The organism is Herbaspirillum sp. AP02, from assembly GCF_015767275.1.
Lineage (GTDB): Bacteria > Pseudomonadota > Gammaproteobacteria > Burkholderiales > Burkholderiaceae_D > Herbaspirillum.
The window spans coordinates 1-13,495 of the sequence record NZ_JADWMY010000004.1 but is presented as its reverse complement, the minus strand read 5'-3'; the positions used below and the strand labels follow the sequence as shown (position 1 = coordinate 13,495).

The 13,495-nt window shown below is 64.4% G+C and carries 12 protein-coding genes; 6 read left to right on the top strand and 6 right to left on the bottom strand.

Features of this window, described 5'->3' with window-relative positions; translation table 11 throughout:
- Positions 1-110 precede the first annotated feature (110 nt).
- Positions 111-2,327, bottom strand: coding sequence for a TonB-dependent siderophore receptor (locus I5R65_RS10285; RefSeq protein WP_180669365.1), 2,217 nt, complete (start codon positions 2,325-2,327; stop codon positions 111-113).
- Between the two features lie 271 nt (positions 2,328-2,598).
- Here I5R65_RS10285 and I5R65_RS10280 point away from each other — a divergent pair, with 271 nt between their 5' ends.
- From I5R65_RS10280 to I5R65_RS10265, 4 genes are all read left to right on the top strand, one after another.
- Positions 2,599-3,954 carry a HAMP domain-containing histidine kinase gene (locus I5R65_RS10280; RefSeq protein ID WP_180669367.1) on the top strand — a complete coding sequence of 452 codons (1,356 nt, stop codon included), beginning with the start codon at positions 2,599-2,601 and terminating at the stop codon, positions 3,952-3,954.
- A 60-nt stretch (positions 3,955-4,014) separates the two neighbouring features.
- Positions 4,015-4,563: a response regulator transcription factor gene (locus I5R65_RS10275; protein WP_180669369.1), complete on the top strand. Its 549-nt coding sequence runs from the start codon at positions 4,015-4,017 to the stop codon at positions 4,561-4,563.
- 96 nt (positions 4,564-4,659) lie between these two features.
- On the top strand, positions 4,660-5,439 hold the full coding sequence (locus I5R65_RS10270; protein ID WP_077236866.1) for a TatD family hydrolase: 780 nt from the start codon (positions 4,660-4,662) through the stop codon (positions 5,437-5,439).
- Positions 5,436-6,134 carry an ankyrin repeat domain-containing protein gene (locus I5R65_RS10265; RefSeq protein WP_180669371.1) on the top strand — a complete coding sequence of 233 codons (699 nt, stop codon included), beginning with the start codon at positions 5,436-5,438 and terminating at the stop codon, positions 6,132-6,134. Before I5R65_RS10270 ends, I5R65_RS10265 begins: the two co-directional genes overlap by 4 nt.
- Before the next feature lie 83 nt (positions 6,135-6,217).
- Here I5R65_RS10265 and I5R65_RS10260 read toward each other — a convergent pair whose 3' ends face one another.
- The 3 genes from I5R65_RS10260 to hpnD form a co-directional block, all read right to left on the bottom strand.
- Entirely contained in the window at positions 6,218-7,360 is a 1,143-nt protein-coding gene (locus I5R65_RS10260; RefSeq protein WP_180669373.1) for an alpha-hydroxy acid oxidase, read from the bottom strand.
- Positions 7,361-7,553: 193 nt separating this feature from the next.
- Positions 7,554-8,885, bottom strand: coding sequence for a hydroxysqualene dehydroxylase HpnE (hpnE, locus tag I5R65_RS10255; RefSeq protein ID WP_180669374.1), 1,332 nt, complete (start codon positions 8,883-8,885; stop codon positions 7,554-7,556).
- Positions 8,886-8,903: 18 nt separating this feature from the next.
- Positions 8,904-9,737 carry a presqualene diphosphate synthase HpnD gene (gene hpnD, locus I5R65_RS10250; protein WP_180669376.1) on the bottom strand — a complete coding sequence of 278 codons (834 nt, stop codon included), beginning with the start codon at positions 9,735-9,737 and terminating at the stop codon, positions 8,904-8,906.
- 314 nt (positions 9,738-10,051) lie between these two features.
- Between hpnD and I5R65_RS10245 the strand changes: the two genes are divergently transcribed.
- Positions 10,052-10,891: an HDOD domain-containing protein gene (locus tag I5R65_RS10245; RefSeq protein WP_077236870.1), complete on the top strand. Its 840-nt coding sequence runs from the start codon at positions 10,052-10,054 to the stop codon at positions 10,889-10,891.
- 90 nt (positions 10,892-10,981) lie between these two features.
- On the opposite strand, the gene hpnC is transcribed toward I5R65_RS10245, so the two are convergent.
- Both hpnC and I5R65_RS10235 read right to left on the bottom strand, forming a co-directional pair.
- Positions 10,982-11,791 carry a squalene synthase HpnC gene (gene hpnC, locus I5R65_RS10240; RefSeq protein WP_180669378.1) on the bottom strand — a complete coding sequence of 270 codons (810 nt, stop codon included), beginning with the start codon at positions 11,789-11,791 and terminating at the stop codon, positions 10,982-10,984.
- Positions 11,792-11,814: 23 nt separating this feature from the next.
- On the bottom strand, positions 11,815-12,099 hold the full coding sequence (locus tag I5R65_RS10235; protein WP_006463927.1) for a hypothetical protein: 285 nt from the start codon (positions 12,097-12,099) through the stop codon (positions 11,815-11,817).
- Between the two features lie 208 nt (positions 12,100-12,307).
- Here I5R65_RS10235 and I5R65_RS10230 point away from each other — a divergent pair, with 208 nt between their 5' ends.
- Positions 12,308-13,057 (top strand): SDR family oxidoreductase, encoded by a 750-nt coding sequence (locus tag I5R65_RS10230; RefSeq protein ID WP_180669380.1) that lies wholly within the window; start codon positions 12,308-12,310, stop codon positions 13,055-13,057.
- Positions 13,058-13,495 lie beyond the last annotated feature (438 nt).

Here is a 13,495-nt window from a genome sequence, read left to right as displayed (position 1 = left end):
GACAGAGCTGCTGCGACGCGCTCCGCTTGCGCCCAGGCGCATGAAAAATCGCCCGGTCCCCACGCTGTGGGGCCGGGCGATTCTCATTGCGGCAAACGCTTGCGTTCAGATCAGAAGGCCACCGATACCGAGGTGCTGAAGGTACGCGGATTGCCCAGTACCAGGTAGCCCGAGTTGGAGGCACCACCCGCCGACTGCCAGTAATTGCGGTTGGCCAGGTTCTCGATGGCGGCGCGGAAGGTGACGGCGCGACCGCCGATGTCGGTCAGGTAGCGCGCACCCAGGTCGTAGCGCACCCAGGACGGTACTTCCAGCTTGTTGGCGGCATCCACGTACTGGGTCGCGGTGTAGGTGGCGCGGCCATTGACGGTCAGGCCGCGTACGCCGGGGATGTCATATTCGACGCCGGCATTGGCCTGCATCTTGGGCACACCGATGGCGTACTTGCCATTGTTGGTGCCGCCATTGGTCTGCAGCTGCTTGGCATCGAGGAAGGTAATGCCCGACAGCAGGCGCACGCCCCTGGTCACTTCGCCGTAGGCGGTCAGTTCGACGCCACGGTTGCGTTGCTTGCCGTTGGTGGATTCGATGCCGGTGGACACGTCCTTGTACGACAGCGGACGATCGGTGGTGAAGAAGGCTGCGCCCAGGCCCAGTCCGCCCAGTTCGTACTTCACGCCGACTTCCTTCTGCTTGGACTTGTAGGGCGCCAGGATCTGGCCGTAGTTGGCGGCGGTGGTATCGGTGATCTGCTTGCCCTGCTGCAGACCTTCGATGTAGTTGCCGTACAGGGACAGGTTCTTGAGCACCTTGAACACCACGCCAGCCATGGGCGAGGTGGCGCTCTGGTCATAGTGGCTGTTGTTGACGTGGGTGTTGTAGGCGTAGCCATCCGACTTCAACTGCTGCTGGCGTACGCCCAGCGTCACCAGCAGGCGGTTGTCGTAGAAGCCCAGGGTGTCGGAGACCACGGCGCTCATCAGCTGGGTCTTGATGGTGGTCTGCGGATCGGACAGATCGTTGCCCAGCGAGACCAGGGCCGGGCGTGCGTAGGTGCTCGGGTTGTACAGGTTGGTGGCCAGGGCGTAGGAGGTGGACGTGCCGTAGGCATTGCGCGAATCCAGCGAATACGCCGAGGCGGCGGCCACCAGCTTGTGCGAGACGGTGCCGGTGTGGAACTGGGTGCGCACGCCGATTTCGCCGGTGGCGACGTCATCCTGGCGGGCATTGTCGAAGCGATAGGTGGCGGCGGCGCCGGTGCTGGCGTTGTTCACGCGTACGCCCGACAGCGAGTTGTTCTCGGTGCCCTGGCGTGCGCCGAAGGCGGCCCAGGCAGTGGTGCTGGCCGACAGGTCCCACTCGCCGCGTACGGTGCCGAAGATGTCGCGGGCATTGGAATACGACCAGGGCTGCGCGTAGTTGGACGAGCCGCTGGGAGCGGTCGGTACTGCCGTCACGCCGCTGCCGATGGTGACGCTGGGACGCATGTTGCTGAGGTTGTTTTCCTGCACGCCGAGGTCGGCCGAGAGACGGAAGTCATTGCCGCGATAGTCTACGCCCAGGGAGAAGACATTGGTCTCGCGCTTTTCGTTGGACACGCCCGTGCCACCTGCATGACGGGCGGCATTGACGCGCACGCCCAGGCGTTCATCGGCGCCCAGGCGGCGCGAGACGTCGATGGCGGCGGACTTGCTGTTGCCCGACTCGTAGCCCAGGGTCACTTCGGTCAGGGCTTCGCTGGAGGCGCGCTTGGGCAGGATGTTGATGGTGCCGCCCAGGCCCGCATCGCCGGGAGTGGCGCCATTGAGGAAGGCGCTGGCGCCGTACAGCACCTCGACGCGCTCGATCATTTCCGAGGCGACGTACTGGCGCGGCAGGATGCCGAACAGGCCGTTGTACATCAGGTCGTCCGAGTTGGCGATGAAGCCGCGGATCATGTACGACTCCTGGAAGTTGCCGAAGCCGCGGGTGGTGCGCACCACCGGATCGTTCTTGAGCACGTCGCCCACGCCGTGGGCCTGCTGGTCGGCGATCAACTGGCGGGTGTAGGCCACCGAACGCACCGGGCTGTCCAGGTTGTCGACATTGCCCAGCACGCCCAGGCGGCTGCCGCGCGCCACCTGGCCGCCGGCGAATTCGGCCGGCAAGCCCTCGGCCGAGGCGTCGGCGGAGGCATTGACGGTGACCGTGGGCAGGGCAGCCTGGTCCTTGGAGTCAGTGGTGGCAGTGGTGGCGGTGGTCTGGGCCAGCGCCGGCAGGGGAGCCAGGAAAGCCAGCGCGAGGGCGGCGGCCAGCGGATTAAGACGCGCAGTGAAGGGCATGGACATGAAGATTCTTTCTAGAATTTCCTGTGGGAATGAAGAAGTAGAGCAAAACGGCGCAAAGTATAATTAAAAATCGTTATCATTTGCATTCATTTTTTAATGAATGGATGTGACGTGTTGGGAAAGTGCGATGAAACGGTGGTCACCGCTGGCTCAATGAGAGAGACGGGGAGGTGGCTGGGTGGTGGACGGGACGTGCTGAACCGAGGCGGGAGGCCAGGTATTCGCGTCCGGCCCGTCTCAAGCCCGTACTCAAGCCCGTATAATTCCGGCCATGAATTCCCCGAGCTCCTTCCTGGCGGCGGCGTCGCTACCAGTCGAACCGCCGCAGCATCTGCTGCTGTCGCGCCTGTTCTGGCTGCGCTGGGCGATGGTGGCCGGCGAACTGCTGGTGCTGGCCGGTGCCCACGCCTGGCTGCATATCGCCTTGCCGATGTCGCCCTTGCTGGGGTTGATCCTGCTGCAGCTGCTCATCAATGCGGGAACCTGGCTGCGCATGCGCTGGGCGCGGCCGGCGGAGCAGGGCGAACTGTTCATGCAGTTGTGGCTGGACGTGGCGGTATTGACGGCCTTGCTGTATTTCTCGGGCGGCTCGACCAATCCCTTCGTGTCCTTCTACCTGCCGGCGCTGGCGGCCGGCGCGGCCACCCTCAACTGGCCCTATGCCTTGCTGCTGGCGCTGTGCGCGCTGGGTGGCTATTCCGGGCTGGTGTATTTCTACCAGCCCCTGCATATCCACGACCATGGCCAGGCAATGGCCTATCACCTGGCGGGGATGTGGATCAATTTCACGATCTCGGCGCTGTTGATCACCTGGTTCGTCAGTCGTATCGCCGCTGCGGTGCGCTCGCGTGACCGGCAACTTGGCCAGGCCCGCGAACGCCAGCTGCAGAGCCATCGCATCCTGGCGCTGGGTACCCAGGCTGCAGGTGCCGCCCACGCACTCAATACGCCATTGTCAACGGTGGCGGTGATCGCCGGGGAGTTGCGACGCGAGATGGCCGACAACCCTGCGCTGAGTGTCTATGACGAAGACCTGCGCATCGTCGAGGAACAGATCGCGGTCTGCAAGGCAGCGCTGGACAGCATGCGCCTGGACGCCGATGCCCAGTTGCGCAACGAGGACAGCGCGGCCATCACGCCCTGGCTGACCAGCCTGCTGGAGGGCTGGCGCCTGCGTCACCCCGCCGTGCTGCTAGTGGCCGAGGTACATCAGCCGGGGTGGGTCGCCAGCCAGTTGCAGGACCTGTCGCAGATCCTCTTGACCCTGCTGGACAATGCCGCCCATGCGGTGCGCGGGCGGGGTCATCAGGGGGAGATCCGGCTGCGGCTGCTCTCCGCTGATGCGGCCGATGCCACCAAGCTTACCGAAGCGCCATCGCCGCTTGGCGGGGCGTCATCCAGGTCGGGCAAGAAGACGGCTATCATCGAGGTCTCCGACAATGGCAGTGGTATCGCGCCGGAGCTGCTCCAGCGCCTGGGTCATGGGCCGGTCGTCAGCAGTTCCGGCGGTTCGGGGATTGGTCTGATGCTGGCGTTTGCCAGTGCCAGGCATCTGGGTGGCAAGCTACGCTTGCGTTCCGTGCCGGGTGAGGGCACCGTGGCACAGTTGCGCTTCCCCTTGCGCTGAATGTTTTTGTTTCCTGTTTTGATCGACTGATGTGATGTTTCTTTTATTGCAGGCTTTTTGATGAGTGCAGCTTTCCTGATCCTCGACGATAACGATGTCTTTGCCAGTACCCTGGCCAGGTCGCTGGCGCGCCGGGGTTTCCGCCCGACCGTGGCGCACAGTGGCGAGGAAGCGCTGGAGGCGGCGCGTCGTGAACGCTTCGACTACGCCACCATCGACCTGCAGCTGGAAAAGGATTCCGGCCTGCAGTGGGTGTCGCCCCTGCGCCAGGCCTTGCCTGAGGCCCGCCTGCTGGTGCTGACCGGCTACGCCAGCATTGCCACCACGGTGCAGGCGATCAAGTCGGGGGCCGACAACTACCTGGCCAAGCCGGCCAATGTCGATTCCATCCTCTCGGCCCTGAACCATGCCAGTGGCGGCGAGAGTACTGCCGAGCCAGTGTCGGCGATGGAAGATGCGTCGCCGCTGTCGCTGGAAAGACTGGAGTGGGAACACATCCAGCGCGTGCTGGCTGAGCATGAGGGCAATGTCTCTTCCACGGCGCGGGCGCTGAACATGCATCGCCGCACCCTGCAGCGCAAGCTGGCCAAGCGGCCGGTGGCGCGCTGAGGGCGGGCGCCGGGCATGCCGGCGCGGCTGTAACCAAAGGTAAGCGGGCCGCGCTCAGGGGCGACAGGCTGTCGGCATCGCTTTACAATAGCGGCCATGTATATCGATTCCCATTGCCACATCAATTTTCCCGACCTGGCGGCGCGTTTGCCGGAGATCTTCGGCAAGATGGCCGAAAACCAGGTCAGCCACGCCCTGTGCGTGTCGGTCGACCTGCCCGATTTTCCGCAGGTATTGGCCCTGGCCGAGCAGTATCCCAACGTCTATGCCTCGGTGGGCGTGCATCCTGACTACGAAGATACGCCTGAGCCCTCGGTGGAGCAGCTGGTGGCGCTGGCCGACCATCCGCGCATCGTCGCCATCGGCGAGACCGGGCTGGATTACTACCGCCTGCAGGGTGACCTGGAATGGCAGCGCGAGCGCTTCCGCACCCATATCCGCGCGTCGCGGGCCACCGGCAAGCCGCTGATCATCCATACCCGCTCGGCCTCCGAGGACACCATCCGCATCCTGCGCGAAGAGGGGGCCAGTCCGGCGGCCGGTGGCGCGGCGGGGGTCATGCATTGCTTCACGGAATCGCAGGAAGTGGCCGATGCGGCCATCGAACTGGGTTTCTACATCTCGTTTTCGGGCATCGTCACCTTCAAGTCTGCCAAGGACCTGCAGCAGGTGGCGCGCACCATCCCGCTGGAGCGCATGCTCATCGAGACCGATTCGCCCTACCTGGCACCGGTGCCATTTCGCGGCAAGACCAACGAGCCGGGCTATGTACGCCATGTGGGTGAATTCATCGCCGACCTGCGCGGCATCCCGGTGGCCGAGGTGGCACGCCAGACCTCTGACAATTTCTTCAAGCTGTTCGGAATCACACCATGACCCTGCTGGAAAAGCTGCGTTCCCGCTGGCGCGGGCTGGGCGCTATCGGTGGTATGGGCCGTATCGGCCGCATCGTGCTCTACACCTCGCTGCTGTTGCCAGGTGCCGCCCGCGCTGGCGCCTATGAAGAGTATTTCCAGGCCATCCGCATGGATAACGTGTACTTCCTCAAGCAATTGATGCAGCGGGGCATGGGGCCCAACCTGATCGAGCCCAAGCGCGGCTACACCGGCCTGATGCTGTCCATCCGCGAAGACTCGATGAAGGCCTTCGAAGTGCTGGTCAATGCGCCGGACGTCAACCTGGAGGCCCAGGCCACCAATGGCGACACGCCGCTGATGCTGGCCTCCTTCTACGGCAACATACCGGTGGTCAAGCTGTTGCTCGCGCGCGAGGTAGAAGTCAATCGCCCGGGCTGGACCGCACTGCACTATGCGGCCATCAATGGCAGCTCGGAGATCGTCAAGCTCTTGCTGGATGCCTCGGCCTACGTGGATGCCGAATCGCCCGACGACAAGATGACGCCGGTGATGCTCGCCGCCATGCGCGGGCGGGTGGCGGCGGTCGAGGTGCTGCGTGACAATGGCGCTGACCTGACGCTGAAGAACAAGGACGGTCTCACCGCCATGGACCTGGCCCGCCGTTACGGCCAGGAGGGCGTGATCGATGCCCTGAACGAAAAGCCGCGCCAGTAGCAGTAGGCTGATCCCGCAGAGTCAAAAAAACGTCCCGGCCACCTTGCGGTGGACCGGGACGTTTTCCTTATGGGATGGGTGGCTTAGCGGATCAGGATCTGCGGGCCGACATCCTTGATGTCCTTGGTGCCGGTGAGGGCCATGCTGACATCGAGCTCCTTGCGCATGATTTCCAGCATCTGCGAGACGCCGTCGCCGCCCATGGCGCCCAGGCTGTAGAGGAAGGCACGGCCGATCATGGTGCCGCGCGCGCCCAGGGCCACCGCCTTGAGCACGTCCTGGCCGGAACGGATGCCGCCGTCGAACCAGACTTCGATCTGGTCACCCACGGCTTCGGCAATGGCCGGCAGGGCTTCGATGGAGGACATTGCGCCATCCAGCTGGCGGCCGCCGTGGTTGGAGACGACGATGGCGTCAGCGCCGGTCTGCACGGCCAGCTTGGCATCTTCCACGTCGAGAATGCCCTTGAGGATCAGTTTGCCACCCCATTGCTGCTTGATCCAGGCCACGTCGTCCCAGTTCAGGGTGGGGTCGAACTGGCTGGCAGTCCACTTCGACAGTGTCTGCACGCCGCCGGCGCCTTCACCGCCCTTGATGTGGCCGGCCAGGTTGCCGAAGGTCTTGCGGCCGCCCAGGGCACGCAGCGCCCAGCCGGGCTTGCTGGCCAGGTCGAGCAGGGTGTCCAGGGTCAGCTTGGGCGGGACCGACATGCCGTTCTTGAGGTCCTTGTGGCGCTGGCCGAGGATCTGCAGGTCCAGTGTGAGCACCAGTGCCGAACACTTGGCGGCCTTGGCGCGGTCGATCAGCGACTTCACGAAGCCACGGTCACGCATCACATAGAGCTGGAACCAGAACGGCTTGGTGGTCACGCTGGCGACGTCCTCGATGGAGCAGATGCTCATGGTGGACAGGGTGAAGGGGATGCCGAACTTCTCGGCCGCGATCGCGCCCAGCATCTCGCCGTTGGCCCACTGCATGCCGGTCAGGCCGGTGGGGGCGATGGCCACTGGCATGCTGACATCGTGGCCGATCATGGTGGTGCGGGTGCTGCGTTCGTCGACATTGATGGCCACGCGCTGGCGCAGCTTGAGCGAGGCCAGGTCCTTGGTGTTGGCGCGATAGGTGCTCTCGGTGTAGGAGCCGCTGTCGGCGTAGTCGTAGAAGGCCTTGGGGACACGTTTCTTGGCCAGCAGGCGAAAGTCTTCGATACAGGTCATGACCGGCATATTGTTTTCTCCGTAATTATTCAACGCGGCTTGGCGCCGCCGGGCGATGGTGGTGCAGACACGAACCGGAATCGGGACTGCTGATGCGTAATGCTGATGGACCGCTATCGTAGTGCATCGCCGGCATGGATGGGGTGAATCCCTTTGCCACCATCCATGAAAATTTTAGGGCAGGCCAGCCGGTGCGGGAGGTCTAGCCCGCCAGCAGCCTGGCCGCTGCAGTGCCGCTGCGCACCGCGCCTTCCAGCGTGGCGGGATAGTCGCCGGCCACGTAGTCGCCGGCCAGCGCCAGTCCGTCTGGCATGGCCGTGTTATCGGGTCGCTGCAGGCCGGGTGTGCAGGCGAAGGTGGCGCGCTTTTCGGTGATGACCTTGCTCCAGTGGGGTGTGGCCAGGGCCGGCTGGCCGAAGTCTTGTGCGAGCTGGCGGGTGATGCCCGCCGTCAGGGTGGCATGACCGTCGGCGATGGCCTGCCCGGCGGCGCTGACCACCACCGCCAGCAGGCCCTGCTCGCCGCCCAGTTGCCCGCGGTCGAAGACGAACTGGCCCCAGGCCTGGCGTTCCGGTGCGTCCAGCAAGGCCAGGAAGGGGGCCGGCAGGCGCATCTGCTGGCCATACTGCAGATAGCAGGTGGTGATGGGCTCATGTTCCAGGGCTTGCAGCAGGTGGGTGTCGTGCAGGCCGTCCAGCAGTTGCGCGGCAGCCTCGGGGCCGGTGGCCAGTACCACGCCGGAGAATTCGCCCAGGCTTTCGCCCTGGCGGTCTTCCAGGCGCCAGGTACTCGGCTCGCTGCCTGTCAGCAGGCGCATGACCGCCACGCCCGGTCGGACCAGCCCGCCATGGCGGGCCAGGTAGGCTTCGGTGGCATCGGGCAGCAGGGCGCCCAGGTCCAGGCGCGGGATCAGCATGTCGGAAGCGGCCCGGCGTGCGCCCAGACTGTCGCGCAGCACGTTCAGGAATACTCGCGCCGAAGCCCGTTCGGGTGGCGTGTTCAGGGCGGCGATGCACAGCGGGCGCCACATCAGGCGGGTGACGCGGTCAGTCTGGTCGAAGCGCTGGAGCAGGTCGGCCACGCTGCAATCCTCGTGCAATTGCCAGCCCATCCAGCGAGCCGTGGTGGAAAAGCGGGCCAAGGCCATCTTGTCCTCGCGCGCCAGTCCCTTGGCGCGCAGCAGGGCCACGGCCACATGCCAGGGCGCGGGCAGGCGTGGCGCAACGAAGTCCATGCCGTCGGCCTGGTTGGCCAGCGGGTAGCGCATCTGCAGGGGGAGTCGCAGCAGGGCTGCGGCGGGATCGACGCCGACCTGTTTCATGAGGGCCAGGGTGGCGCGGTAGGCGCCCAGCAGGATGTGCTGGCCATTGTCCAGCGTGCGGCCATCGAGTTCGAGGCGGCGCGCCCGGCCGCCCAGGGTGCGGGCGGCTTCAAACAGGCTGACCCGATGTCCGCCGGCGGCCAGCGCCACGGCAGCGGCGCAGCCGGCCCAGCCGGCACCGATCACGGCGTAGTGACGCGGGGCGTCGCTCATGCCGGTGTCGATCGCGGATCAGCCGAAGACATAGGTCTTCCAGGCCAGCCACAGCTTGCGGATGGGCGTGAGCGAGATGCGCTGGTTGAGCACGTGATAGCCATCGCGGGTGATCTCGTCGAGCAGGGTGCGGTAGATGGCGGCCATCATCAGGCCGGGGCGTTGGGCGCGCCGGTCTTCTTTGGGCAGCAGGGCGAAGGCTTCGTCGTAGACCGTCTGGGCGCGTTCCACCTGGAATTTCATGAGCGCCTCGAAACGCTCGCTGTGGCGGGCATTGAGGATGTCGGCGGCGGTGACGTTGAATTGCTGCAGTTCGTTGACCGGCAGGTAGATGCGGCCCTTGCGACCATCCTCGCCGACGTCGCGGATGATATTGGTGAGCTGGAAGGCCAGTCCCAGTTTTTCGGCGAAGAGCAGGGTGCCGGGCTGGGTGTGGCCGAAGATGCTGGCCGAGAGCACACCGACCACGCCGGCCACGTGCCAGCAATAGCGCTGCAGACCGGGATAATCGAGGTAGCGGCTCTGGTCGAGGTCCATTTCCATGCCATCGATGATGGCCTGCAGGTGCTCGCCCTTGAGCTGGTAGGTGGCCACATGGGGATGCAGGGCCTTGGTCACCGGGTGGGTGGGCTGGCCTTCCAGCATGGCGGCGATTTCCTTGCGCCACCACATCAGCTTGGTGCGCGCCACCATGGGATCTTCGATTTCATCGACGGTATCGTCGACTTCGCGGCAAAAGGCATACAGCGCCGTGATCGCCAGCCGGCGTTGCGGTGGCAGGAACAGGAAGCTGTAATAGAAACTGGAACCGCTGGCGGCGGCCTTCTGCTGGCAGTATTCGTCTGGAGACATGGATGCGTGGCTGCGGTTGATGCGGGCCGCAAACGCGCCATTGAGGCCTGTTGCGGCAAAGGCGCTATGCTAGCCGAGTGCGCCCGGCAGGGCAAATCGGGCTTTCCGCATTGGGCATGTATTGCGGCGCCTGACGTTGTCCTTTAAGCTCAAGCTGATGTCATCCGGAAAATAAATTCACATAACATCAAATCCGGATGAATTTTGCCGATAATGGAGAGGACGCACCGCCCACCGCAACGGCATTAAAGCTGCGGCGCAGCAAAAAGTCACCCCGAGCGGGACTGGACGACGTACAGGAGGCTGGAGACATCATGGACAGACTGGAAATCTTTCGTAATATCGCCTCGCAGGCCGGACGTGGGGAGCTGGTGTTCCCGGCCAACGTCAGCGCGTCGATCAAGCTGCAGAAGGCCCTGGCCGACCCCGATTGCCACCTGGAGCTGGCGGCCAAGCTGGTGATGGCCGAGCCGCTGGTGTCGGCGCGGACGGTCGCCATCGCCAATTCGGCGGCCTACAACCGTTCCGGCGGGGAAATCAACAATGTGCGGGCCGCGGTGATGCGCCTGGGGTTCCGTACCCTCAATACCATCACCACCTCGGTGATCGTGCGCCAGCTGGGCCGCACCATCAATAACCCGGGCATGCGCATCAAGTCCGCGCAGCTGTGGGAGCACTGCGCCCATGTGGCGGCCACGGCCTATGTGCTGACCTCCAAGCTGACCAAGGCTGACCCGGAGACGGCGATGTTTGCCGGCATCGTGCACGAGGTGGGGGGCTTCTACCTGTTGTCGCGTACCGATGATTACCCGGGCCTGCTCGACGGCGGTACCGAGGACTGGATGGAATACGGCGAAAAGATGATCGGCCGCGCCGTGCTCAAGAAGCTGGGCGTGCCGCAGCCGGTGGTGGATGCCATCGAATCGCTGTGGCACGGCGTACGGGTACTGCCGCCGCAGACCATCGGCGACGTGCTGTTGCTGGCCAAGGAGCTCTCGCCGGTGCCATCACCCCTGCAGCGCGCGGCTGTGGCCGAAGCCGGCATCGGCGGCGAGAACCTGGTGGATGACTACATCGGTGATCAATCGCTGCGTGAGATGCTGGACGATTCGGAAGAGCAGATCCGTACCTTGACGGCGGCGCTGCTGGTCTGAATCGATTGTCGTTGTTGCACACCCTTTGCGGGTGTGGATGCCGAGCCCCACAAGTCCCGCCCTGTGGGACTTTTTCATGTCCGGCCGCAGCTACCTGATCAGCCCGCGCCAGCCGACGATCAGCCAGTCGCGCTTGCCCAGCTTGGGACGCTGCCTGAAGACATCCCCCTGCACGCGTTCGATGCGCTCGAGGATGCGCAGGCCGCCTTGCACCACCATACGCAGCTCTAGTCCGATGCGCCCCGGCAGTCGGCGCGCCAGTGGTGCACCGGAGAGCATCAGTTCGCGCGCACGCTTGAGCTCGAAATGCATGAGCTGTTGCCAACGCGCTGCGTCAGAGGCTTCGGCGATGTCTTGCGGACTCACGCCGAAGCGCGCCAGGTCTTCCAGGGGGAGGTAGATGCGTTCCTTTTCCCAGTCGATGGCCACGTCTTGCCAGAAATTGATCAATTGCAGGGCACTGCAGATGGCATCCGAATCGCGCAGGTTCTCGTCAGTTGCTGCGCCGTAGAGGTGAAGCATCAGCGTGCCGACCGGATTGGCAGAGCGGCGGCAGTAATCCAGCAAGTCCTCGTAGCGGGCATAGCGGGTGGTCACTACATCCTGGCGGAAGGCCGAGAGCAGATCGCGGAACGGCTGCAGCGGCAGCGCATGGTCGGCGATGGTCTGCTGCAGGCGCTGGAAGATCGGCGTGGTGCAGGGGGTGCCGGCGGCGATCAGGTCCAGTTGTGCTTCGTAGGCCTGCAGGGCCGCCAGCCGCTGCGCCGGTTCGGCGTCGCCTTCATCGGCGATATCGTCGGCGCTGCGGGCGAAGGCATAGATCGCGCCCACCGCCGGGCGCAGGCGCGCCGGCAGCAGCAGCGAGGCCACGGGGAAGTTCTCGTAATGGTCGACGGCCATGGGGGGCGCTCAGAGTGGCGGACTCAGTCGAACTTGTCCTTGAGCAGCGCCTCAATGGTGGCGATGCGGGTTTCCACGGTCTCCAGCAGGGCCTTGGGCATGGTGCCGCCGGCATTGAGTTGCGCGGCAAGCGAGCGGGCGATGCCCATGGCGCCTTCGGTGAACTGCTTGCCATCCTTGGACAACACGGCCGCGGCCGTGAAGAGGGTGGAGAACAGGATCTGGTCGGCGGTGTTGTTTTCGATGAACTTGTTCAGCAGCGCATTGTGGCTTTGCTTGAGGGCGTCGAATTCTTCCTGGGTGGGCATGGGAGGTTCTCGGAGGTTGGGGCTGGACGGTGGGCGGTCTCAAACGGACGTGTGCCCCGCAAAGGCGCGGATTGTAGCAGCTATGGGGGTGATGTGGCGTTGCCGGGCGGCCGGTCGGGCGGTCGATTTCGATAGCAAGAAATCGAGTGGCGCCGAGCGGCAAGCCCCATAGAGTGCGGTCTCCGATGACAACAGAAGGAGAAACACCATGGCTCTACTGGCAGGAAAGGTCGCGCTCGTCACTGGAGCGTCAGCCGGGATCGGCAGGGCGACTGCCTTGCTATTGGCCGCGCAGGGCGCGTCGGTGATCCTGAATGCGAGGAACCGGGAAAGCCTGGAGCAGCTTGCGGCCACCATCAGCAGTAGTGGCGGCAAGGCAGGCGTGCTGGCAGGAGACGTCGGGCAGCCCACGACCCACCAGCAGTGCGTGGAGCTTGCCATGAAGGAGTTCGGCGGGCTGGACATCGCCGTCAACAATGCCGGGGCACTGGGAGCGCTCAAGCCGCTTGCGGAGATCACCCCGGATGAGTGGCAACATACCCTGCATGCCAATCTCACCGCTGCCTATCTCGGCGCGCGCAGCCAGATCCCGGCCATGCTGGCGCGTGGTGGTGGCGCCATCGTGTTCACCTCAAGCTTTGTGGGGACCAGCGCAGGCATTGCCGGCATGGCGGCCTATGGCTCGGCAAAGGCCGGGCTGATGGGGCTGGTCAAGGGCATTGCGGCGGACTATGCGGTGCAGGGGATACGGGCCAATGCCTTGCTGCCTGGTGGCGTCGATACCGACATGGGCGGCAGCCCGGAGCAGAAGCAGTGGGCTGCCGGCCTGCATGCGATGAAGCGGATCGCGCAACCGGAAGAGATCGCTGCAGCGGCACTGTTTCTGGTCAGTCCGATGTCCAGTTTCGTGACGGGCGCGGCGCTATTTGCGGATGGGGGAAACAGTGCGGTGAAGTGATGCGGCAGCGGGGCTGCGCTATCTGCTTGCGGGGGTGTTGGGGACACGATCGGCCTGCCTGACGGGATGGTTATCCTGTCTTGTCGGGCCGATGGTGGCGCTGCGTGATTCTGGTGCGAGGAGGGGGAATTGAATATCCTCACAAAAGCGTTCCAAGGCAGGTTTCAGAGTCAATCTTGTCATAATGTTGCCATTATGAAACCTGCCGCGCTGTTGCTTCTGGCGTATTAACGGAGCGGTTGATACTATTCCCGTCAATCTTTTGCTTCCCGGGCCTCAGGCGTCCATATGTTGAAATCTGTCTATATTCGTGTTGATTTGCTCGCAGAATTGACCCTCGCCATCTGACCCACTTTCCACTGCCTTCCGAAGGCAGCTACGCGGTCATACGACCCCTCATATCCCAGCTCTTTCAGGTCCAGGAACATCTGTTTCAGG

Bases quoted from the DNA above. Each gene is read 5' to 3' on its own strand.
- hpnD (WP_180669376.1), bottom strand. From the start codon at position 9,737: ATGTCTCCAGACGAATACTGCCAGCAGAAGGCCGCCGCCAGCGGTTCC.
- I5R65_RS10230 (WP_180669380.1), top strand. From the start codon at position 12,308: ATGGCTCTACTGGCAGGAAAGGTCGCGCTCGTCACTGGAGCGTCAGCC.
- I5R65_RS10270 (WP_077236866.1), top strand. From the start codon at position 4,660: ATGTATATCGATTCCCATTGCCACATCAATTTTCCCGACCTGGCGGCG.
- I5R65_RS10285 (WP_180669365.1), bottom strand. From the start codon at position 2,327: ATGTCCATGCCCTTCACTGCGCGTCTTAATCCGCTGGCCGCCGCCCTC.
- I5R65_RS10260 (WP_180669373.1), bottom strand. From the start codon at position 7,360: ATGCCGGTCATGACCTGTATCGAAGACTTTCGCCTGCTGGCCAAGAAA.
- I5R65_RS10275 (WP_180669369.1), top strand. From the start codon at position 4,015: ATGAGTGCAGCTTTCCTGATCCTCGACGATAACGATGTCTTTGCCAGT.
- I5R65_RS10280 (WP_180669367.1), top strand. From the start codon at position 2,599: ATGAATTCCCCGAGCTCCTTCCTGGCGGCGGCGTCGCTACCAGTCGAA.
- I5R65_RS10245 (WP_077236870.1), top strand. From the start codon at position 10,052: ATGGACAGACTGGAAATCTTTCGTAATATCGCCTCGCAGGCCGGACGT.
- I5R65_RS10235 (WP_006463927.1), bottom strand. From the start codon at position 12,099: ATGCCCACCCAGGAAGAATTCGACGCCCTCAAGCAAAGCCACAATGCG.
- hpnE (WP_180669374.1), bottom strand. From the start codon at position 8,885: ATGAGCGACGCCCCGCGTCACTACGCCGTGATCGGTGCCGGCTGGGCC.
- hpnC (WP_180669378.1), bottom strand. From the start codon at position 11,791: ATGGCCGTCGACCATTACGAGAACTTCCCCGTGGCCTCGCTGCTGCTG.
- I5R65_RS10265 (WP_180669371.1), top strand. From the start codon at position 5,436: ATGACCCTGCTGGAAAAGCTGCGTTCCCGCTGGCGCGGGCTGGGCGCT.